This is a genomic window from Citrobacter sp. Ce129 (assembly GCF_030334545.1).
GTDB classification, from domain to species: Bacteria; Pseudomonadota; Gammaproteobacteria; order Enterobacterales; family Enterobacteriaceae; genus Citrobacter; species Citrobacter europaeus.
Genome location: NZ_JAOWDS010000074.1, coordinates 69,384 through 90,441, shown reverse-complemented (window position 1 = coordinate 90,441; position 21,058 = coordinate 69,384). Strand labels below are relative to the sequence as shown.

The window sequence follows — 21,058 nt, the reverse complement described above, 5'->3', positions numbered from 1 at the left end:
TTACGCAGGGCAGCAGGCAATCGTTAGTGGGTGTGGTTTTGATCGGGTTTAGCAATCAGGTGATCTAACGAGTAGCTCGGAGAATGCAGATCGCTGCTTGCCGGACCAGACAGCGCGGTATCTATTCCATGCGCCACTTTTGCCGGACTGGCGATCAAGTGATGATCGCCGCCGCTTTGAATGTACTTCGCAATATCTACGCCTTCATGCAGTTCGCGCGCCAGATCGCTGAGATCGACTTTTTCGAGTACGCCCTTCGCCTTATCGTCAGCGCTGAGCACGGCTGTCGCCTGGCCGTGCCCGGTCGCTGCTGGCGCGTAAGACAGAGACAATGCATTGTCATCAAACAGGTTATGCAGCGCATGTTGCATCGCAGCATGATTCCCTTTATCCACCGTATGTCCTTTCACTGGCGTGGGATCGTCCATCGTCACGTTCAGCGTTTGGGTATAAGGCGTAATATTGCCGTGGTCATCATGCGCCTCAACCAATACGTTCACGCGGTTATGACCTGCACGGAATGCGGAGGTATCGGCCTCAATGTCATAGGTCAGCCCATTATTGCCCTGATGAAGAATGGCATCGTACTGATGACCATTTACCAGCGCTTTAATATGCTCGCCATCATGCACATCACCGCTCACGCTGCCGGTAATATGCGTGACGGTATGCTGTGATTCCGCGCGTGAGATATGGTTATCCCCGGTAACTTTATCGACGATAAGCGTGGCGTCTGCCTGTTGATCAACCGAATAGCTGTGGGACATTATCTTTGAATACGGATTGCCCGGCGCATCATGGCCTTTGACCTCCACCGAAAATGTGGTGTTCACTTCCATGACATGACTGTCCACATCAACGTGATAAACCCGATCGCCATTGCTCAGCGTATCTACCGAACCGGTAAATTCCTGACCGCCAATGTTTAATTTGATCGAATCCCACACATCCACATCACCGCCAAGATGCCCGGTTACCCTCACCGTCGCGCCCTGGAGTTCCTGATGATTGAGAACGTTATCCTGGGTGACATTATCAATATCCATCGTTCCCGCAGCGGTCCTGTCGATGGTGATGGCCTTACTGGTATCGATTTTTCCATGGTTGCCGGAATCATCGTGGGCAATGACATGAGCGGTAATATTTTGATCGTGAAGCAGGTCGGCCGTACTGGCCTCGACGCTAAACACTTTTTGACCACTGCTGTCTTTCACATCAGCAACCAGATCTTTACCGTTAACCGTGACAGTCACCTGATCGCCGACGTCTACATCTCCCGTCACATGACCGCTGATGATGGTTTTCGCTTGCTGCGTTTCCAGGTCATTCAGCACATCGTCTGTCGTCACGTCATCCAGTATGATGGCGGCATTCAGCTGCGTGTCGATAGTGACCGTTTTGTCGTTCACGGCATGCATTGGGTTCAACGCCGAATCCTGTCCTTGCACACTCACATGGATAGTTGGGTCGTTTTGCAGTCCAGTCGTGCTCACCATCGCTTTGTAGCCCAGCTGTCCGTTCATATGCGGCAGCTCAATAACACGCGTATGTACCGTGACGCCATCGATGAGAATGGCAACTTTATCACCGAGATGCACATCGCCATCCACCGTACCACTCACCTCAACGCTACCGCCTTTCACTTCATCAGCATTGATAATATCGTCGCCGCCGACGGTGTTGATGGTCACACTGCCGCCTGCCGTTTGATCAATCGAGTAGCCCTGCGTGAAACTGGCTGGCTGCACGTTACCGTGATCGTCATATCCTGAAACGGTGGCGACAATGGCGCTGTCGGCCAGCAGGTCTTGGGTGTAGATATCCACGCTGTAGTGATGATTATTATCGACAGTCGCCGCATAAGGGTTGCCGTTAACCGTCAGCGTCACCTTATCGCCCGGGTGCACATCTCCTGAGACCGACCCCGTTACGGTCATCTTATGCTGCTGCGACTCCTGCGCATTAAGCACATTGTCATCGGCAATTTTATCAATCGTCACGCCAGCATTAGCGCTCAGATCGACCACGACATGGCTGCTGGCGGAGGCACTGCCCTGATTGCCATGAGCATCCGTCGCCAATACCGTCGCGACAACATCCGGATCATTATGCAGGTCGTTGATACTGACCTTCGTCGACCAGGCCCAGTGACCGTGTTTATCATCATGTACTACCGCGGTCAGCGTATTGCCATTAACCTGCAGGCTCACCACGCTCCCGTCATGAATCCCTTCACCGCTTACCGTACCGCTGATGGTGGTTTTACCGCTTTGCGCTTCCGCCGCATTGATAACATCATCACCGGCAATCTTATCCATCGTTATCTGCAGCGGGTTATCCGTGTCGATGGTGATGGTTTTCTGCACCGAGTCTGTCGCAATCCCCGCCGTAACAGAGACATCAAACGTTGGATGCGCCTGCAGTTCACTCGTCGGCACATCCACTTCGTATGCCAGTTGCCCCGGCATCGTCGGGATAGTCATGACGTGCCCGGAGTACTGCACATTATTGATGGTGACAATAACATCGTCCCCGGCCTGAACGTCGCCGGTGACCAGACCTCGGATTGCCGTGGTTCCTTTTTGCGCTTCATCGTGGTTGAGAACGTCATCGCCCGCCACTTTATCAACGGTGAGATGCACGGTCGGTTGGTGCGGCGGTGTGGTGCCAGTACCTGTTGTCGACGGGGTGTGCATACCATAAGGAGTATTGGCTGGAATAAAGGTATTGGTTACCCACGGAAGATCGATAAATTTATGTTCTACTGCTGTCGCCGTATTGCCATGATCATCATGGGTGGTGATGGACACGGTGATATTGCCGTTGTTATTCCAGTCCTGGAAAAGAATATCCAGCGTGTAACCCAATTGCCCATCAGGGAGGGTAATAACATGTGTTTCCAGGTGCGTGTTGTTACCCACATCAACTGTAACCAAATCATTAAGCTTCGCGTCTGGGGTAACATGCCCTGTTACCGTCACAAATTCGGGGCGGTCTCCAGCGGGTAGCGCCATGCCTTGCCAGCTTAACGCAGAGTCAATCGTTATCCCGGCATCGGCAACGGTATCAACCACCACAGGCATGTCATCGTGCCCGTGTGCAATATTGCCTGCGTCATCTTTTGCCGTTACTTCGGCATGGATATTCGGATCCAGAAGCAGATCCAGGGTCGATACCTTTGTGCTGAAAACACGCTGGCCGTTGTGATCTTCCACCTGCGCATAGTAGATCTGATGATTGATGGTCAACTCAACGGTATCACCGATTTTGACATCGCCTCCCACCGTACCCGTAACCGTCGTTTGCGGCTTCAGGGCTTCGTCGTGGTTAATCACCTCATCACCGCTATCGGTGACAATCGGATCAATATGCACAATCGCGTCAATCTTATCGTCAATGACTACGGTACTGTGCGCATCTGCCGTCGCGTTATTACGCGCCACATCGGTAGTGGTGATGGTTGCAGTAATATGCGGATCGTTTTGCAGCCACTGGGTGTCCACATCAATGGAATAACCCAACGTTCCCAGATTTGGCAGGTTCACCACGGTGGCATCAACCGTATGGCCACCAATATTCAGGTGCACCACATCATTCACCTTAGCATCGCCCCCGACCGTACCGCTGACGATCGTCGTGGTTTGCCCTAATTCAATCTGATTCAATACATCATCGCCCGTTACCGGATCGATAGTGATTGAGGCTTTCGCTTCAGCGTCCAGCGTAACCGTATGATGCGCTGTAATTTGCGCATGGTTCAGGGCATCGTCCGTGATATCCATGGTGACGTCGATATGCGGATCGGCAACCAGATCGGCCGTGGCAACGGGAACGTGGAAGCCCATCTGCTGATTGCCGCGATCTTCCACCACGCCAGAGTAGTTGTGGCCATTGATGGTCATGGTGAACGGATCGCCCGGATGAACTTCACCGCTCACCGAGCCGCTCACTATCGTATAGCCATGCATTTGCTCGGCAAGGTTCAGCGTATTATCCGGCGTCACGGCGTCAATGGTTATCTGCGCATCTACACGGGTATCGATAATAACGGTGGTTTCTGCATTGGCCGTAGCCGGGTTGCCCGCGCCATCAGTGGTGCTGACCGTCGCGGTTAAATGCGGATCGGAGATCAGGTCGGCAGTACTGACTTTAATGCTGTAGCCGAGAACCCCGCCTCCTACGTCACTCACTTTCCCCGTCAGGACGTGACCATTCACGGTAAGGTAAACAACGTCATTGACATGAACGTCCCCAGCCACTTTCCCGGTTACATACGTGAATGGCTGTTTTGATTCATCGCCATTAATCATATTGTCGCCAGTAACGGGATCAATCGTCAGCATGGCTTTCGCATGTAAATCAACCACCAGATCGTGCGATATCTCCGCTTTCTGGAAATTATGCACATTATCTTCGCCGACTACGCGGGCCACGATATGCGGGTCTTTGACCAGATCGCGGCTCAGAACGTCCAGCTTATATCCCAGCGCATTGTTATGCTCCGGGAGTCGCTGAACGGTTGTTTCGTAGGTATGTCCATGTACGATAACCTGAACTTTATCCCCGACATGCACATCGCCGCCGCCAACCGTCCCCATCACCTCAGTGAGGTGTTTCGCGGCTTCTGCACCGTTGAGCTTGTCATCGCCCGCTACCGTATCAACGGTAATTCTGGCCCCGGCATGGTTATCAATATGGACGTCATGGGTTGCGGTGGTAATGACCTCATTTTTAACCGCATCGTGGGAGATAACCGTGACGCTCACGGTCACATTTTTATCCTGGTTACCTTTGTTATCGCTGAACGCCGTTGAGTCGACCGGGACCTGATAACCTAAGTGACCGCCCCCGAGATCAATCACCTTGCCGTTAAACGTATGGTGATTGATTTCTACGATCACCGCATCGCCAACCTGCGCATCACCGCCGACCTTACCGCTGATGAGCTGCATCGGCGTATCCAGCTCAAGATGGTTAAGGTTGTTGTCATCAGTGACGCTATCAATAGTGACGGTGCTTTGCGCTTGCGTATCCAGCGTAACGGTTCGATGCTCTACCGCTACCGCCTGATTGCCCGCAGCGTCGTGGCTGACCAGCGTCACCATCACGTCGTTGCTGCCTTCCTGCAACACACCTGTTGGAACAAACACGTCGTAGCGCAGAACGCCGTGATCGTTAACCACCGTGCCGCTAACGTCCTGATTATGTCCCTGCACGTGAACAGTCACCACGTCACCCGCTTTGGCATCCAGACCTTTCGCGATACCGCTAATCAGCGTCGGCATGCGGTTTTCAATGGCGTTCACCACATCATCCGATGCCACTACATCAGTCGTTACCTCGTTTTTGGCAAAATTATCAATGTGAATTTTATGGCTATCGGTAGCGATGGCAAGGTTACCCGCCGCATCATGAGAGGTGACAGTGACATGCACATCGACATCCGTTAACACATGGACGCTATTGTTCGCAAAGGCTGATGAGTCAACATCAATGCGGTAACCCAGATGCCCGTTACCAAGGTCAATGACCTGGCTTGCGTACTGATGACCATTAACGTCCAGTTGAATGGGATCGCCAACTTTCGCATCTTCACCATCGACGATGCCGGTAATGCGCTGTGTTGCCGCAGACAGTTCCTGGAAATTGATGACATTGTCCGTGGCAATGTTATCCAGTGAGATAGCGTTTTGCGCATGAGTATCAACCGTGATAATCCGGTGCGACTCACTGGTCACTGCGTTGCCCAGCGCGTCATGGCTCAACAGGGTCGCAACTACCGCATTCTTACCTTCATGCAAGGTTCCATGCGGCAGAACCACTTCATAGCGTAGCTGACCGTTATCGTTGACCACCGTGCCGTTAAAGTCTTGCCCATGAACGCTTATTTTTACCGCATCCCCCTCCCGGGCATCGCCACCGGCTACGATACTAATAATGGTGGGCATCCGGTTTTCACTGGCGTTGACCACATTGTCCGTCGCCACTGCGTCAATCTTGAGGGTGTTTTCCGCGTAGTTATCGATATGAACTTTATGGGAATCGGTCGCGATCGCCAGGTTACCCGCGGCGTCATGAGAAGTCACCATTGCGGTAATTTTCACATTCGTCAGCACATGACCGCTGTTATCGGCGAATGCAGACGAGTCTACATCGATGCTGTACCCCAGTTTTCCGCGGCCAAAATCAATCACCTTACCGCTGTACTGATGGCCGTTTATCTCCAGTAGGACCGGATCGTTGACCTTCGCATCTTCACCGCCAACAAAACCGGTAATCGTCTGTTTAGCCGCCGTTAGCTCTTGATAATTCAACGCATTATCTACAGTGACGTCATGTATACGGACAGTATTATGCGCCTGCGTGTCCAGCGTGATGGTGCGATGCGCCAGAGCGGTAACTTCATTCCCCACCGCATCATGGCTGACAAGCGTTACCGCCACCTCATTTTTGCCTTCCAGCAAGGCCGTCTTCGGCAGTGCAACTTCATAGCGCAACTGGCCGTTATCATTAACGACCGTTCCGGTATAGTTTTGCCCACACATGCTAACAGTGACCACATCGCCTGCTCTGGCATCACCGCCGGCTGCACCGCTAATCAGCGTTACCATGCGGTTTTCAATGGCGTTGACTACGTCATCCGTCGCTACCGCGTCGATGCTGACCTGGTTGGTGGCAAAGTTATCAATGTGCACGTTGTGGGTGTCGGTGGCGATCGCCAGGTTACCCGCCGCATCGTGAGAGGTAACCGTGACCTTCACTTCCACATTACCGTCAATCGGTACGCTGTTGTTGGCAAAGTCTGAAGTGTCTACCGTGATACGGTAGCCCAGCGTATTGTTGCCTAAATCGATAACCTCCCCGCGGTACTGGTGACCGTTAATTTCGAGTTGAACCGGATCGCCAGGTTTAGCATCTTCATTGCTGCCGATGAAGCCGGAGATGACCTGGTTACGTGAGAACAGCTCACTCCGATTCAGGGTGTTATCGCTGTCTACATCATTAATTGTCAGAGAGTTGTGCGCCTGAGTGTCCAGCATGATGGTACGGTGCGCGATCGCCGTTACTTCGTTACCTGCCGCATCGTGACTGACCAGGGTCACCACCACATCGTTTTTACCTTCCAGCAGCGTCCCTTTCGGTAATGCCACTTCGTAACGCATCTGGCCGTTATCATCGACCACCGTTCCGGCAAATTTAAGCCCCTGCACGCTAACAGCAACCGCGTCGCCCGCTTTGGCATCACCGCCCGCCACGCCGCTAATCAGCGTGGTCATACGGTTTTCAATGGCGTTGACCACATCGTCCGTCGCTACCGCGCCAATGTTGACCTGATTAGTCGCGAGATTATCAATGTGTACGCTGTGAGTATCGGTGGCAATCGCCAGGTTGCCCGCCGCATCGTGAGAGGTGACTGTAACCTTCACTTCCACGTTACCATCAACCGGCGTGCTGTTATTTGCAAAGTCAGATGAGCTCACCGCAACACGGTATCCCAGCCTGTTATTGCCAAGGGAGATAACCTGAGCGTGGTACTGATGACCGTTAATCTCCAGTTGCAGCGGGTCGCCAACTTTGGCGTCTTCGCCACTCACTGTGCCGGAAATCACCTGATTACGCATATACAGCTCTACACGATTCAGGGTGTTATCGTCGGTCACATTGTCGATGGTCAGCGCGTTATGTGACTGAGTATCCAGCACCACAGTGCGATGCGTTACGGCGGTGGCTTCATTACCTACAGCGTCATGGCTGACCAGCGTCACCTGCACATCGTTCGCACCTTCCTTCAGGGTTGCGGAAGGCACCACAATTTCATAGCGTAGCTGACCATGATCGTCGAAAACCGTGCCGTGAAACGCTTTGCCCTGAATAGTCAGCGTTATCGGATCGCCCGCTTTCGCATCACCGCTGGCAACGCCTGAAATAACGGTCGGCATACGAAACTCATTGGCGTTGACGACATCATCATTCGCCACCGTTTCAATGGTCACGGCATTTTGCGCAAACAGATCGTTGTTGACGTGATGATCGGTAGAAACCGTGGTGCTGTTTCCGGCATCGTCGACAGAGGTTAACGTGGCGTGAATATTCGGGTCATTCAATAATCCCTGAGTCAGCACCGGGATGGTATAAGTCAGAGTCCCTGTTCCCGGGTCGGTAACAACGCCGGTATATTCCCGGCCATCGACCAGTAAGGAAATGAGATCGCCAGGCCTTGCATCACCGCCGACAATCCCGTGGATTAACGTTTGCGGTTGGCGTGACTCTTCGAAGTTTATGAGGTTATCCGGCGTGACATTTTCAACGCTAATGCTGATATTTGGTCCAGTAATATCAATCAGCGCATGGTCAAAACTTTCCGCCGTCCGTCCCGTCACATCGGTCGCGATTGCCACCACTGTTACATTTCCAGGTACCAGTCCTGCCAGATCGGTAGCAATATTCCAGTGCCCGTTGTTCACCGGAACAGTTACGGTGAATGTGTTTTTTTGGCTATCGCTGAAGGTAAGCGTGACGTGATTTTGATTACTGGTGCCACTTAAATGGGTCTGGTGAAATTCGCTTTTGTTAATAAAACCATCGTTGCCGGCAAACTCGGTAATTTGCACTTCTGGCGGGAAAACATTCGCGGAGCCCGCGGTCACGCCTCCTATCGGCAGATTGATATCCCAGCCCGGACTACCGAGACCTTGAGTGTTAAAACCTGCTGTCGGATCAACCACCTGCCCGGTCAATTCAAGCTGCACCAGAGTATGACCGCCTCCGCCGCCCTCTAATGTTATCGGCGCTTCATTACCTGCAGCGGTGGCTTCCAGCACCTGCGTCGGATCAGCGCCTTCGGCAATGGCTTTTTGTGCGGCGGCAATATCCTGGGCGCTACTCTCCGGGTTATGGCTGGCCTGTAGCCCATGCTCGCCCCAGTGGCTGTTACGCCCGATATCCAGCGTTTTTCCGTCTGGTAAAGAGACACTTACCGCGCCGCTGGCGCCGGTCACAATTTCTTCACCGCTATATACCCTGTCGCCTTCATGAACCTGTCGTTGTGCGCCATTGGCATCAACAACGTAAACCTGTCCAATGATTGCTTTGATCACACCGAGTAATTTGCTCACCGTAACCTCACTTAAATATCATCATTATTTTTATAAACTCGCTAATATATTAACGAACAAATATCACATTAATTTAATGTAAACATTAATATCTCAATGTAGAAAAAAACACATTTTATTGAATGCAATTACATGAGACTTGACTGGCAAATGAATATAATAAAAAATAACCAAAAATAAAACACGATGTGACAAAACATGTCGTCGAATAGCTGATAACAGCCATTAATTAAGATAATTCATATTTGTTAATTAATATAACGCATTTGTAAAAATGGATGATAGCGACGACAACTGGATGTCATAACCGTGAGATATAAGGCATTCATGTCATGAAGAAGTTTTTAGTTTTTCTGCTTTCGTGCTTTTCAATAAATGTAGCAATTGCAGAAGACTTACAAAATACCGTTAAAGAAGCATTAGCGAATCATCCAGAAGTTAATGCCGCAATAAATAGCCGTTATTCCTCAGAGCAAGAACTGCGGGCGGCACAAGGCGGCTATTTACCGTCCCTGAATCTGAACGCAGAAGCCGGGCGCAAAAATGTTGATGATGCGACTACCCGCGCGGCAGGTCGCAATAACGGTCTGACTCAATCGCCTAACGAAGCGACTCTCAGCCTTGAGCAAAATGTGTTCAACGGTTTTGCCACCAATAGCGAAGTGGCGCGGCAAAAAGCGACCGTTGACTCGCGCGCCTACGGCGTAATGAACACCAGCGAAAGTACCGCTTATGCCGTAATTCAGGCCTATTTCGATGTGCTGCAACGCGAAGAGTTTGTGCGCCTTGCAGAAGACGACCTGGCGAATCATGAGCGCATTTACGACCAGATAAAACTGCGTACCGATCAGGGCGTTGGTCGCTCCGGAGACTTTATGCAGGCCGAAGCGCGTCTGGCCCAGGCGCGTAACAATCTGCTGACCGAGCAGACCAATCTGGAAGACGCGAAAACCACCTTTGTCAGCGTAACGGGCATGGATCCGCAGGGCTTAAGCCAGCCAGAGAGCATTGACTCTCATCTGCCGACCTCGCTGGAAGAAGCCAAAAGCCGAATGGAGAAAAATAATCCATTACTGAAGTCCGCCAATGCGGATATCGAAGCTGCGCACCAGCAATATGAGGCCTCGAAATCAACTTTCTACCCACGCGTAGACGTAGAGCTTTCCCGCGGCATTAGCAACAACACCGATACCACCCGCGCACACACCGAAGAATGGGAGGCGATGGTTAAACTGCATTACAACCTGTACCAGGGCGGCAGCGACAAAGCCAATATGAACTCCCGCGCTTATCTGCACAAGCAGGCTCAGGATGTGCGCAATAACACGCTTCGCCAGTTGAATCAGGAGCTGCGCCTGGCCTGGACAGCACTGCAAAACGCACGCGCCCAGCTTCCTTCTGCAGAAGAATATGCCGACCGAAGCGTCAAAGTGCGCACGGCTTATCAGGATCAATTCAGTCTTGGCGAACGTACCCTGCTGGATTTACTCGATAGTGAAAATGAAGTGTTCTCCTCTAAACGTCGCCTTGTTGAATTACGTTATCTGGCAATGACCAGCGGCTATCGAATTAGCGAACGCACCGGTGAATTAATGAATATTCTAAAAATCACACCGCCGCCGTCAGGGCAACCGGTAGATTCTGCAGAAGAAAATAGTTTACCGGAACTTAATTAATAATTATTAATACCCATTAAATCTCTGACCTACATGCTTATTATAAGCTTGCTATTATTTAACCGTGTACGGTCAGAATGGTTGCGAAAATGAGTGCACAAGCCGAATTATTAAATGACGTCCCCGAGAATTATGTTCCGCCAGGTTCTCAATATCACGACCCACGTAGCCATAATGACGACCCGTTATTAGATAGCTTACTTATTCTGTGTTCTCTGCATGGTAAACCGGCGAGTCGTTCAACACTCAGCAGCGGTCTGCCATTAGAAAACGATCGGCTCACGCTGAATATATTTCCACGCGCGGCGGCAAGAGCCGGTTTAAAAGCGCGAGTCGTCAGGCGCACGCTCGATAAAATTCCGGCAATGTCTTTGCCAGCAGTGTTGTTATTGAACGCTGGCGGAACCGGCGTATTGTTAGCATGGAACGATGACGGCAGCGCCCGCTTTATGCCCAGCGAAAGCGAAGGTGGAGAAATTTGCGTCGATTTAGCCACGCTTGAGCGCAACTATGCGGGTAAAGTCATTTTTGCGCATCCGCGTCATGAATTCGATTTGCAGGCGGAAGCCTTCCTGCCACGCACTAAATCCTGGTTTAAAGACACGCTGAAGCTATCACGCTTTCTGTATATGGATGCGGTGCTGGCCAGCCTGCTGATCAACCTGATTGCGCTCGGCACGCCGCTTTTTACCATGAACGTCTATGACCGCGTCGTGCCAAACCAGGCAACGGTCACGTTGTGGGTGTTGGCGGTGGGGATTTGTCTGGCCTTTATCTTTGATCTGATCCTGAAAATGCTACGCGGTATCTGTTTGGATCTTGCGGGTAAAAAAAGCGATCTCATCATCTCCTCGACCCTGTTTGAACGCATTATCGGCATGGAGATGAAAGAGCGCCCTGCGCGGGTGGGGAGCTTTGCGCAAAACATTCATGAATTCCAGTCGCTGCGTGATTTCCTCTCATCGCTCACGCTGACGACGATTATCGATCTGCCCTTCACCCTGTTGCTGCTGCTCGTTATCGGCATTATCGGCGGCGCGCTGACATGGATCCCGATACTGACATTGCCGATTGCCTTGCTGTGTAGTTGGGCGCTGCAAAAACCGGTCAACGACGCGGTGGCAAAAACCATGAGCCTCGCCAGCGAACGTCAGGCATTGCTGATTGAAACCCTGGGCAGCCTGGATGCCATCAAAGTGAACAATGCCCAAAGTGAACGCCAGTTCCAGTGGGAACAGACGCTGGGCAGCCTGAGTCGTCTGGAACTGCGCGTCAAAACCTTGTCCAGCCTGGCAAGCAACCTCACCGGCTGGTTCCAGCAAATTTCGGGCGTGGTGATGATCATCGTCGGGGTATACATGATTATCGGCGGTAAGCTGAGTATGGGTGGTTTGATCGCCTGCTACATGCTCAATGGTCGCGCTCTGATGCCGCTGGGCCAGCTTACCGGCCTTATCGCCCGCTATCAGCAGGCGAAGCTCACCATCAAAAATACCGAGAGAATGATGTCGCTGGCGCAGGAGCGTCGCGCGGATGAAAATCCGCTCAAGCGGGAACAGTTACAGGGCAGCATTGAATTTCGCGATGTGGATTTCAGCTATCCGGAACAACAAACCCTGTCGCTGCACAAAATAAACCTGACCATTCAGCCCGGTGAGCGCATCGGCATTATCGGACGCAGCGGTTCCGGTAAAAGTTCACTGAGTAAACTTATCGTCAATTTGTACCAGCCGAGCGCCGGGAATCTGCTGATCGACGGTATCGACTCTCGTCAGTTGGATGTGAACGATCTGCGCCACAGCATCGGCTACGTGCCGCAGGACATCCAGTTGTTCAACGGCACGCTGCGCGACAACCTGCTGTGCGGGGCGCGCTATGTCGACGACGAAACCATGCTGCGAGCGGCAGAACTGGCAGGCGTCAACGATTTCGCCCGTCTGCATCCTGACGGCTATAACCTACAGGTCGGTGAGCGCGGCTCTCAGCTTTCCGGCGGTCAACGGCAGGCGGTGGCGCTCGCGCGCGCGCTGCTGTTGGATCCCCCTCTCCTGCTACTGGATGAACCCACCAGTTCGATGGACAACACCAGCGAAGAGAAGATCAAACACGCGCTGGCTCCCTGCATCGCGGGAAAAACGTTATTACTGGTCACGCACCGCGCCTCCATGCTGTCGCTGGTTGACCGTCTGATTATTGTTGATAAAGGACGCATCATCGCAGACGGCCCGAAAGCGGTAGTGATGGATGCGTTGAAAAAGGGGCAGATTAATGCATCTCGCTGATTTCCTGGCTCGAGCCCGCCGCTACTTACAGCATTACTTTCGCGGCCGTGATGAAAATCAAACCGACAGTATTAATGAGGTCAGCCAGGCCATTATTGATGACGCCCCGAGAGTAATACGACTGACGCTGTGGACGATCCTCGCGCTGGTGGTTTTGTCTTTCGTGTGGGCCGGCTTTGCAAAAATTGATGAAGTTACGCGCGGCGAAGGTAAGGCAATCCCTTCATCTAAGCTGCAAAAAATACAGAACCTGGAAGGGGGGATTGTCACCGAGCTATATGTGCATGAAGGGCAAATCGTTAACGCCGGAACCCCATTACTGCACCTCGATGACACGCGTTTCGCCTCCAACGTTGGCGAAACTGAAGCCGATAAGCTCGGTCTGCGCGCCAAGGTAGAACGCCTGACGGCGGAAGTTGAGAACCGCGACTTTATTATTTCCCCAGAGATAGCCAGCCAGGCGCCGGATGTCGCCCGGGGAGAAACCGAGCTGTACAACAGCCGCCGGGAGCAGTTTCACAACGAAATATCCGGGCTCGAAGAACAGCTGGTGCAGAAAAAACAGGAGTTGCGCGACTTTGAATCGAAGGAGGATCAGTTTAAGCACAGCCTTGGGTTAATCCGTCAGGAAATCAAAATGTCCGAACCGCTGCTCGCCTCAGGCGCCATTTCAAAAGTCGAACTGCTGCGCCTGCATCGTACCGAAGTAGAAACCGCCGGGCAGCTCAATTCTATTAGCCTGTCGTTGCCCAAGGCCGCATCAGAAATTAAAGAGATTGAGAATAAAATCGGTGAAAGCCGTGGCCGTTTCCAGAGCGATGCGCTGGCCCAGCTCAACGAGGCGCGTACCAATCTGAGCAAAACCCAGGCCAGCGTAAAAGCGTTAGAAGACCGGGTGAATCGGACCATGGTCACCTCACCGGTGCGCGGTATCGTTCAGCAGGTGATGGTGAACACTATCGGCGGCGTCATTCAGCCGGGCAGCGATCTGGTGGAAATCGTGCCGTTGGATGACAAGCTGTTAATCGAAGCCAAAATACAACCGCGCGATATCGCCTTCCTCCATCCAGGCCAGCATGCGATGGTGAAATTTACCGCTTACGATTACACCATCTATGGCGGTCTGCAAGGCGAAGTGGTGCAGATAAGCCCAGATACCGTGACCGACAAGCAGGGGCGAAGCTTTTATGTTGTGCGCCTGCAAACGGACAAAAACTACCTGGGAACAAAAGAGCATCCGATGCTTATCATTCCCGGCATGGTGGCGAGCGTCGATATTCTCACCGGTAAGAAAACGATTCTGAGCTATTTGTTAAAACCGATTATTCGCGCACGCGCGGAGGCACTCAGAGAACGTTGATCGGTTGTGCTCCCTTTCATTATTGTCAGGGAGCGCAGAAATTATAACGGCATGCAAAAGGAAAGTTTTCCGCGATTCAGGGTGATTTTCCCGTCACTAACCAGCTCCTGTAACACCTTATGGATGGCGCTACGTGAGATATGATTGCGGGTCAAAATAAAGGTATACACGGACGTTTTCTCTCGGACATCGGGCTGCATTGCCCAGATATATTTCACGTGTTCAATAATCTGCTCGCGAATAGTGCGGTGCGATTGCAACGCCTCGCGCTGGAAATAACGTTGAAGATGGTGCGTTAAGATATCAAACGCCTGCTTCCATAAGTTTTTAGCGGTAAACAGGAGATCGGCGTTTTGTACGCTCATCGCCCACATCTCGCAATCGGTGTCACAACGTAAATAGTGTCCGGCCACTTCCGTACGCATTTGTGGCAGACCGAGAATAGCCGGAGCAGAAATACTCACCGTGACTAAATCATTTTCCACGCGATAAACAGAGACAGTCCCTTTCTCCAGAAACAAGATATTGCCATCAATCTTCAAATCAATACGCTGACGTTTTTTACGTAACGACAGCCAGGCATTATCTGACTTCTTCATTTCATCGCCAACGAGCACTACAGCATTTTCAATTTCTTTCTGGAACATGGGACTCTCTACCGCAAATTAAGGCTTTGTCAAATGAGGATAAATTTACTTAGCACGAAAAATAAATGTCAGCCTGCAAACAAGCTGACATTTATTCCCATCTACATCTACCACCAACATTCCCTGGTGCCGTTGACGCGTTCAGGCTTCTGCTCTTTTCGCGTGGTGGTGCCAGGCAGTATAGGGCACTGTCCATAAAGAATTAATGGCAATCATCTTTGTCGATATTTTTTCATCTTTCTGTTCTTTGCGGTGTAGCCAAAAAGATACAATCAATTGATTTATATATGGTTTATTTTCATTAAAAAGTTATCATTGTTGTTATATTATGATACTAAATTGAAACATTTAGCGGTTCTCGCTGTAGAGTCGGGTCCATACTGGTGGTCTTTATGGGCAAAGTGGTATCATGACTCACCAACCGCCTGGCGCATCAGCAAGAGTAGAGACCTTATGTCTGAGACTGGCAATGTCAGTTATCTGATTGAAAAAATAATAATATTTACGCCAGCGACGCAATGTCTGGCGCGGGTAGATCAACCCAATCAACGGATAAAACTCAAACACTCGGCGTCATTATGTCTTTTATTACTTATTCAACATCGCGGGCAAGTGGTTTCACAAAACGAACTGCTGGAATTCGGCTGGGGTAAAAATCACCGTCAGGTGAGCTTCAACGCCTTTTATCAAAGCATTCTCTCTTTGCGTAAAAGTCTGCTACAACTAGAGCTGGAACAACCGCTTATCACCACGATCCCCCGCAAAGGGCTAATCATTCAGGATGAATGTGATATTCAGGTGATTGAAACACCAGAAGACAGCCCTTCTTCTACGGTTGAACATTTAGCACCGGATGTCGCCATCGAAGAACTATTGCCTTGCGCACCGCGTCAACCTTTGATGACTACTGCAGAAATGGTAATGCTGACCATTACCCTGATAATTTGTGTGCTTATATTGTATCCGTGGCAAACCAGCGATAACTATTTCTCTGGCTATATCACTGTGGGCAAAGCACCCACTGACTGTCAGTATTATTTTAATAACGATGCCAGTAATTTCTCTCGACATACCGCGTTTATCGACAAAAATCCGGGGCTGTGTCAAAGCCATAAATTTATCTATATCACCACCTATCCTGAATCCAAGAAATTGTCCGTGCTTGTGTGTCGCTCACCGATGAAAGCCAGGCAGGAAAATGCCTGTCAGTCGGTTTATTACCCACGGTATGATAGCTAATGAATTTTTATCCCAGAACGTCCCGCATTCAGACAGGTATTATCCTGCTGCTTTGTTTTGTTACGCTAATTGTCGCCGTCGTCTATCGGTACAGTAAAAACAATGGCGAGTTACATAATCTGACCTGCCGTTCAGCTATCGAGATTGTACGCAATACCACTTCGTTCCGTGGCATCATTGATATAAAAACCGGCGGCAGCAAAGGTATTGTGAATATTGATGGCATTATCAAAGATGCCGAAAATAATGAGCAGACCGTGCAGCGCATGGTACTTTTTACACAATCCAGCTACGGCTCAAGCCCGGTCTGGATTTCGCAGAAAATCCAGATCTCTAATCGTGAAACGGCACCCGCCACTCTCATTCAGGAATTACTCCCCGACTTTTTCCTGACCAACACCAGCGTATCTAACGTCGATTTTTTTGCGCTGAATAGCGAGACGTATCTGATTACCAAAGAGGGGATCCCCTATCTCTACTGCCAGAACTATGCGTTGCCGGAAAATGAATAATCAATAAGGGTTCTGACGGCAAAACCTACGGGTGAATCTCAGTCGTTGTCGGTGATAAGATAGGCCATTCTGGTCGAAACAAGGCTCGTCGTTACTGCCCTTCAGGCGGCTTTCGAATGACAAATTTGTGGGTTTATGTGAGTTTCCAGGGGCTCACGTGAGACTGCCCAGGTACCCAAAAAGATTAAAAAAAGAGCAAAAACAATATGAAAGAGTCACTTGATACGGACTTCACTAACCATACGCCCATGATGCAGCAGTATCTCAAGCTGAAGGCTCAGCACCCGGAAATACTGCTGTTTTACCGCATGGGCGACTTTTACGAACTGTTTTATGACGATGCGAAACGCGCGTCTCAGCTGCTTGATATCTCCCTGACCAAACGCGGTGCATCTGCGGGCGAGCCAATCCCGATGGCGGGCATTCCTCATCATGCCGTAGAAAACTACCTCGCCAAGCTGGTCAATCAGGGCGAGTCCGTTGCTATTTGTGAGCAAATTGGCGATCCGGCGACCAGCAAAGGTCCGGTAGAACGCAAGGTGGTGCGTATTGTCACGCCAGGCACCATCAGTGATGAAGCACTGCTGCAGGAACGCCAGGACAACCTGCTGGCTGCCATCTGGCAGGACAGTAAAGGTTATGGTTACGCAACGCTTGATATCAGCTCCGGGCGTTTTCGCGTCAGTGAACCTGCTGACCGCGAAACCATGGCCGCAGAATTGCAGCGCACCAACCCCGCAGAACTGCTGTATGCCGAAGATTTCGCCGAAACCTCATTGATTGAAGGGCGTCGCGGCCTGCGTCGTCGCCCACTGTGGGAATTCGAAATTGATACCGCCCGCCAGCAGTTAAACCTGCAGTTTGGCACGCGGGATTTAATCGGCTTTGGCGTGGAAAACGCCCCGCGCGGACTTTGCGCTGCCGGTTGTCTGTTGCAGTACGTAAAAGATACCCAGCGCACCTCGCTGCCGCATATTCGTTCCATCACCATGGAGCGCCAGCAGGACAGCATCATCATGGACGCCGCCACTCGCCGCAATCTGGAAATTACCCAGAACCTGGCAGGCGGCTTTGAAAACACGCTGGCTTCGGTACTCGACTGCACCGTAACGCCGATGGGTAGCCGTATGCTCAAGCGCTGGCTGCATATGCCGGTGCGCGACACTAAAATCCTCACCGAGCGCCAACAGACCATCGGCGCGCTGCAGGATACCACCAGCGAATTACAACCCGTACTGCGCCAGGTCGGCGACCTGGAACGTATTCTGGCCCGCCTGGCCCTGCGTACCGCGCGCCCACGCGATCTGGCCCGGATGCGTCATGCTTTCCAGCAATTACCGGAACTGCGCGCACAGCTGGAAAACGTAGACAGTGCCCCCGTGCAAATGCTGCGCGAGAAAATGGGTGAGTTTACCGAGCTGCGTGAACTGCTGGAACGCGCCGTGGTGGAAGCTCCGCCGGTGCTGGTACGCGACGGCGGCGTCATTGCCCCGGGCTACAACGAAGAGCTGGACGAATGGCGGGCGCTGGCTGATGGCGCAACCGACTACCTCGACAGACTGGAAATCCGCGAACGCGAACGCACCGGTCTGGACACGCTGAAGGTCGGGTTTAACGCCGTACACGGCTACTATATTCAGATCAGCCGCGGGCAAAGTCATCTGGCGCCGATTAACTACGTGCGTCGCCAGACGTTGAAAAACGCCGAACGCTACATTATTCCGGAACTGAAAGAGTACGAAGACAAAGTTCTGACCTCAAAAGGCAAAGCGCTGGCGCTGGAAAAACAGCTGTACGACGAACTGTTCGACATGCTGCTGCCGCACCTGGCTGATTTGCAACAGAGCGCCAGCGCGTTGGCGGAACTGGACGTACTGGTCAACCTCGCGGAACGTGCTTATACCCTGAATTACACCTGCCCGACCTTCACCGACAAGCCTGGTATTCGTATTACCGAGGGACGTCATCCGGTGGTGGAACAGGTGCTGACCGAGCCGTTTATTGCCAACCCGCTTAACCTCTCGCCTCAGCGACGGATGCTGATCATCACCGGCCCGAACATGGGGGGTAAAAGTACCTATATGCGCCAGACCGCGTTGATTGCTCTGCTGGCCTATATCGGCAGCTACGTTCCGGCGCAGAAAGTGGAGATCGGGCCTATCGATCGCATCTTTACCCGCGTGGGCGCGGCGGATGATCTGGCATCCGGTCGTTCTACCTTCATGGTAGAAATGACCGAAACCGCCAACATTCTGCACAACGCCACCGAGAACAGCCTGGTGCTGATGGATGAGATTGGACGCGGCACCTCCACCTACGACGGCCTGTCGCTGGCGTGGGCGTGCGCAGAAAACCTGGCCAATAAAATCAAAGCATTAACGTTATTTGCCACCCACTACTTCGAACTGACTCAGTTACCGGAGAAGATGGAGGGCGTAGCAAATGTGCATCTGGATGCATTAGAGCACGGCGATACCATCGCCTTCATGCACAGCGTACAGGATGGTGCGGCAAGCAAGAGCTATGGTCTGGCGGTCGCAGCCCTGGCAGGTGTGCCGAAAGAGGTTATTAAACGCGCGCGGCAAAAACTGCGTGAACTGGAAAGCATAGCGCCGAATGTTGCTGCGACCCAGGTCGACGGCACGCAGATGTCGCTGCTATCGGTTCCGGAAGAAACATCACCCGCCGTCGAAGCGCTGGAAAATCTCGATCCGGATTCGCTAACGCCCCGCCAGGCGCTGGAGTGGATCTATCGGTTGAAGAGTCTGGTGTAACGTTTTAATGCCCGATGGCGCCTGGCTTATCGGGCCTACAACAACTGGCGCGCACTTCGGGAATGGGTGCGAGAGGACAAAACCAGGCCATCAAGACGCGGGGTTTCCCCCGCGTTGTTGCTACTTCTTCGGTTCGTAAGCGAGAACAGCTTTAAACTCCATATTACGCTCTTTAATACTTAACTCGCACAGCGAATCTCGTACCATTAACGTAAATCCCAGCACCGTGAAACACAGCACTACAATCGCCACCAGGGCATATTTTGTCAGCATGTCTTGCCTCCCTGCAAAGAAGAGACTAACATCCAAATGGTCTAGGTTTGAACGCTAGCCTCAGGTTGATAGAACTATCTCCTGGGGCTTTTGTCTTTCCGGGACCTTGCAAATGCTCAAAGCTCAGAAAGCCTCAAGCACCCGCCGCTATTCTATTCCAGGCGCCATCTCCTCGAACAATTTAAGCCATTTGCTACGAGCCTGCTCGCAAAATAACGAACCCCGGATATTCCGAGGCTTAATATTAGTGCGTTGTGACGCTGCGCTTATCGGGCCGACATGAACTACCATTTCCAGGCCCCTCAGCGTTGCGCCATCGGCGTACAAGTCTGAAGAATGACGCCAGAAATAGAATCTTTGCTATATTGCCTGACCGTATAGCTCGGCGGTTCACTAACGGTAATATCTGTATAATTAGCGTACGTAACACGTTGTTCCCGAAAAAGTTCACGCACTGTATTCGCCATTTCAGGATTTCCAGGAAAATCGACCCGCAGGGTTGAAAGATCGAGCTCACTACGTATTTTTCGCTGCTCTTCTTGGATATTTTCTTCCACCGAAACAGACACATACATATAGGGCTTTTCTGCATTAACGATTGAATAGGTTATCGCACTATCATAATAGAGATGATGAAATTGCCGACCCGTTATCGTCATTACGGACATAATCTGTACTGGAATTGTGCCATCCCCACTCTTAACGTCCATGTGGGCCTGACATTTAATAACAGAGCCAACGGACCCGCTATTATAGATTTGCATGATTTGTTCATGTGATGCGCTTTGCGCGCCAGAACTCATTCCCAGTAAAGATAATAAAACGACTCGCCGATAGAGTGACATATTTCTGAAAACATCCTTGTTGTCATGCTGCAAAAAAGAACTTAAGCAATTGTATACCGGGTAAGGCGAAGCCGCACCCGGCTATGTTGATTAGCGCTTATCTTCCGCCAGCAGCGGCGGGATACTCGGCACCATCGGCGCATCATCAATATCTTTTTGCGTCATGCGAAACGCTTGCGGGTAGTGCTCGCGGCTGGTGCGGCGTAGCGGTTCGGTATTACGCCAGGTATACAGACAATGCTGGCACTGATATACCGTCCAGACGCCTTTCACCGGCGAGTTTGCCATCACTTCAATATGTTCATCGGCACAACGTGGACAAATCATCTGCTAC

Annotated in this window: 11 protein-coding genes; 6 read left to right on the top strand and 5 right to left on the bottom strand. The window is 51.5% G+C overall.

The features are described from left to right. Window positions 1-23: 23 nt before the first annotated feature. On the bottom strand, window positions 24-9,116 hold the full coding sequence (locus OGV77_RS23145) for a retention module-containing protein (RefSeq protein WP_087051243.1): 9,093 nt from the start codon (window positions 9,114-9,116) through the stop codon (window positions 24-26). A gap of 332 nt (window positions 9,117-9,448) precedes the next feature. On the opposite strand from OGV77_RS23145, the gene OGV77_RS23140 reads away from it, so the two are divergent. The 3 genes from OGV77_RS23140 (at window position 9,449) to OGV77_RS23130 (ending at window position 14,434) form a co-directional block, all read left to right on the top strand. Further along, complete coding sequence (locus tag OGV77_RS23140; RefSeq protein ID WP_181231122.1) at window positions 9,449-10,792, top strand: TolC family outer membrane protein; 1,344 nt, start codon at window positions 9,449-9,451, stop codon at window positions 10,790-10,792. An 89-nt stretch (window positions 10,793-10,881) separates the two neighbouring features. Beyond that, window positions 10,882-13,074, top strand: a complete 2,193-nt coding sequence (locus OGV77_RS23135; RefSeq protein WP_286502984.1) for a type I secretion system permease/ATPase — start codon at window positions 10,882-10,884, stop codon at window positions 13,072-13,074. Continuing rightward, window positions 13,061-14,434, top strand: a complete 1,374-nt coding sequence (locus OGV77_RS23130) for an HlyD family type I secretion periplasmic adaptor subunit (protein ID WP_075145706.1) — start codon at window positions 13,061-13,063, stop codon at window positions 14,432-14,434. The genes OGV77_RS23135 and OGV77_RS23130 overlap by 14 nt, the downstream gene beginning before the upstream one ends. A 41-nt stretch (window positions 14,435-14,475) precedes the next feature. On the opposite strand, the gene OGV77_RS23125 is transcribed toward OGV77_RS23130, so the two are convergent. After that, complete coding sequence (locus OGV77_RS23125) at window positions 14,476-15,081, bottom strand: helix-turn-helix domain-containing protein (protein WP_075145705.1); 606 nt, start codon at window positions 15,079-15,081, stop codon at window positions 14,476-14,478. Window positions 15,082-15,357: 276 nt separating this feature from the next. On the opposite strand from OGV77_RS23125, the gene OGV77_RS23120 reads away from it, so the two are divergent. From OGV77_RS23120 to mutS, 3 genes are all read left to right on the top strand, one after another. Continuing rightward, window positions 15,358-16,320: a winged helix-turn-helix domain-containing protein gene (locus OGV77_RS23120; RefSeq protein WP_223306686.1), complete on the top strand. Its 963-nt coding sequence runs from the start codon at window positions 15,358-15,360 to the stop codon at window positions 16,318-16,320. Next, window positions 16,320-16,832, top strand: coding sequence for a YqeJ family protein (locus OGV77_RS23115; protein WP_043017376.1), 513 nt, complete (start codon window positions 16,320-16,322; stop codon window positions 16,830-16,832). The genes OGV77_RS23120 and OGV77_RS23115 overlap by 1 nt, the downstream gene beginning before the upstream one ends. A gap of 206 nt (window positions 16,833-17,038) precedes the next feature. Then, window positions 17,039-19,606 (top strand): DNA mismatch repair protein MutS, encoded by a 2,568-nt coding sequence (mutS, locus tag OGV77_RS23110; protein ID WP_043017377.1) that lies wholly within the window; start codon window positions 17,039-17,041, stop codon window positions 19,604-19,606. A 120-nt stretch (window positions 19,607-19,726) separates the two neighbouring features. On the opposite strand, the gene OGV77_RS23105 is transcribed toward mutS, so the two are convergent. From OGV77_RS23105 to OGV77_RS23095, 3 genes are all read right to left on the bottom strand, one after another. Beyond that, window positions 19,727-19,879, bottom strand: a complete 153-nt coding sequence (locus OGV77_RS23105) for a Hok/Gef family protein (RefSeq protein WP_043017378.1) — start codon at window positions 19,877-19,879, stop codon at window positions 19,727-19,729. Between the two features lie 302 nt (window positions 19,880-20,181). Next, window positions 20,182-20,724 carry a hypothetical protein gene (locus OGV77_RS23100; protein WP_140389833.1) on the bottom strand — a complete coding sequence of 181 codons (543 nt, stop codon included), beginning with the start codon at window positions 20,722-20,724 and terminating at the stop codon, window positions 20,182-20,184. A 90-nt stretch (window positions 20,725-20,814) separates the two neighbouring features. Further along, window positions 20,815-21,051, bottom strand: a complete 237-nt coding sequence (locus tag OGV77_RS23095) for a non-oxidative hydroxyarylic acid decarboxylases subunit D (RefSeq protein WP_038633131.1) — start codon at window positions 21,049-21,051, stop codon at window positions 20,815-20,817. Window positions 21,052-21,058 lie beyond the last annotated feature (7 nt).

Bases quoted from the DNA above. Each gene is read 5' to 3' on its own strand.
- OGV77_RS23140 (WP_181231122.1), top strand. From the start codon at position 9,449: ATGAAGAAGTTTTTAGTTTTTCTGCTTTCGTGCTTTTCAATAAATGTA.
- OGV77_RS23135 (WP_286502984.1), top strand. From the start codon at position 10,882: ATGAGTGCACAAGCCGAATTATTAAATGACGTCCCCGAGAATTATGTT.
- OGV77_RS23130 (WP_075145706.1), top strand. From the start codon at position 13,061: ATGCATCTCGCTGATTTCCTGGCTCGAGCCCGCCGCTACTTACAGCAT.
- OGV77_RS23125 (WP_075145705.1), bottom strand. From the start codon at position 15,081: ATGTTCCAGAAAGAAATTGAAAATGCTGTAGTGCTCGTTGGCGATGAA.
- OGV77_RS23115 (WP_043017376.1), top strand. From the start codon at position 16,320: ATGAATTTTTATCCCAGAACGTCCCGCATTCAGACAGGTATTATCCTG.
- mutS (WP_043017377.1), top strand. From the start codon at position 17,039: ATGAAAGAGTCACTTGATACGGACTTCACTAACCATACGCCCATGATG.
- OGV77_RS23105 (WP_043017378.1), bottom strand. From the start codon at position 19,879: ATGCTGACAAAATATGCCCTGGTGGCGATTGTAGTGCTGTGTTTCACG.
- OGV77_RS23100 (WP_140389833.1), bottom strand. From the start codon at position 20,724: ATGTCACTCTATCGGCGAGTCGTTTTATTATCTTTACTGGGAATGAGT.
- OGV77_RS23095 (WP_038633131.1), bottom strand. From the start codon at position 21,051: ATGATTTGTCCACGTTGTGCCGATGAACATATTGAAGTGATGGCAAAC.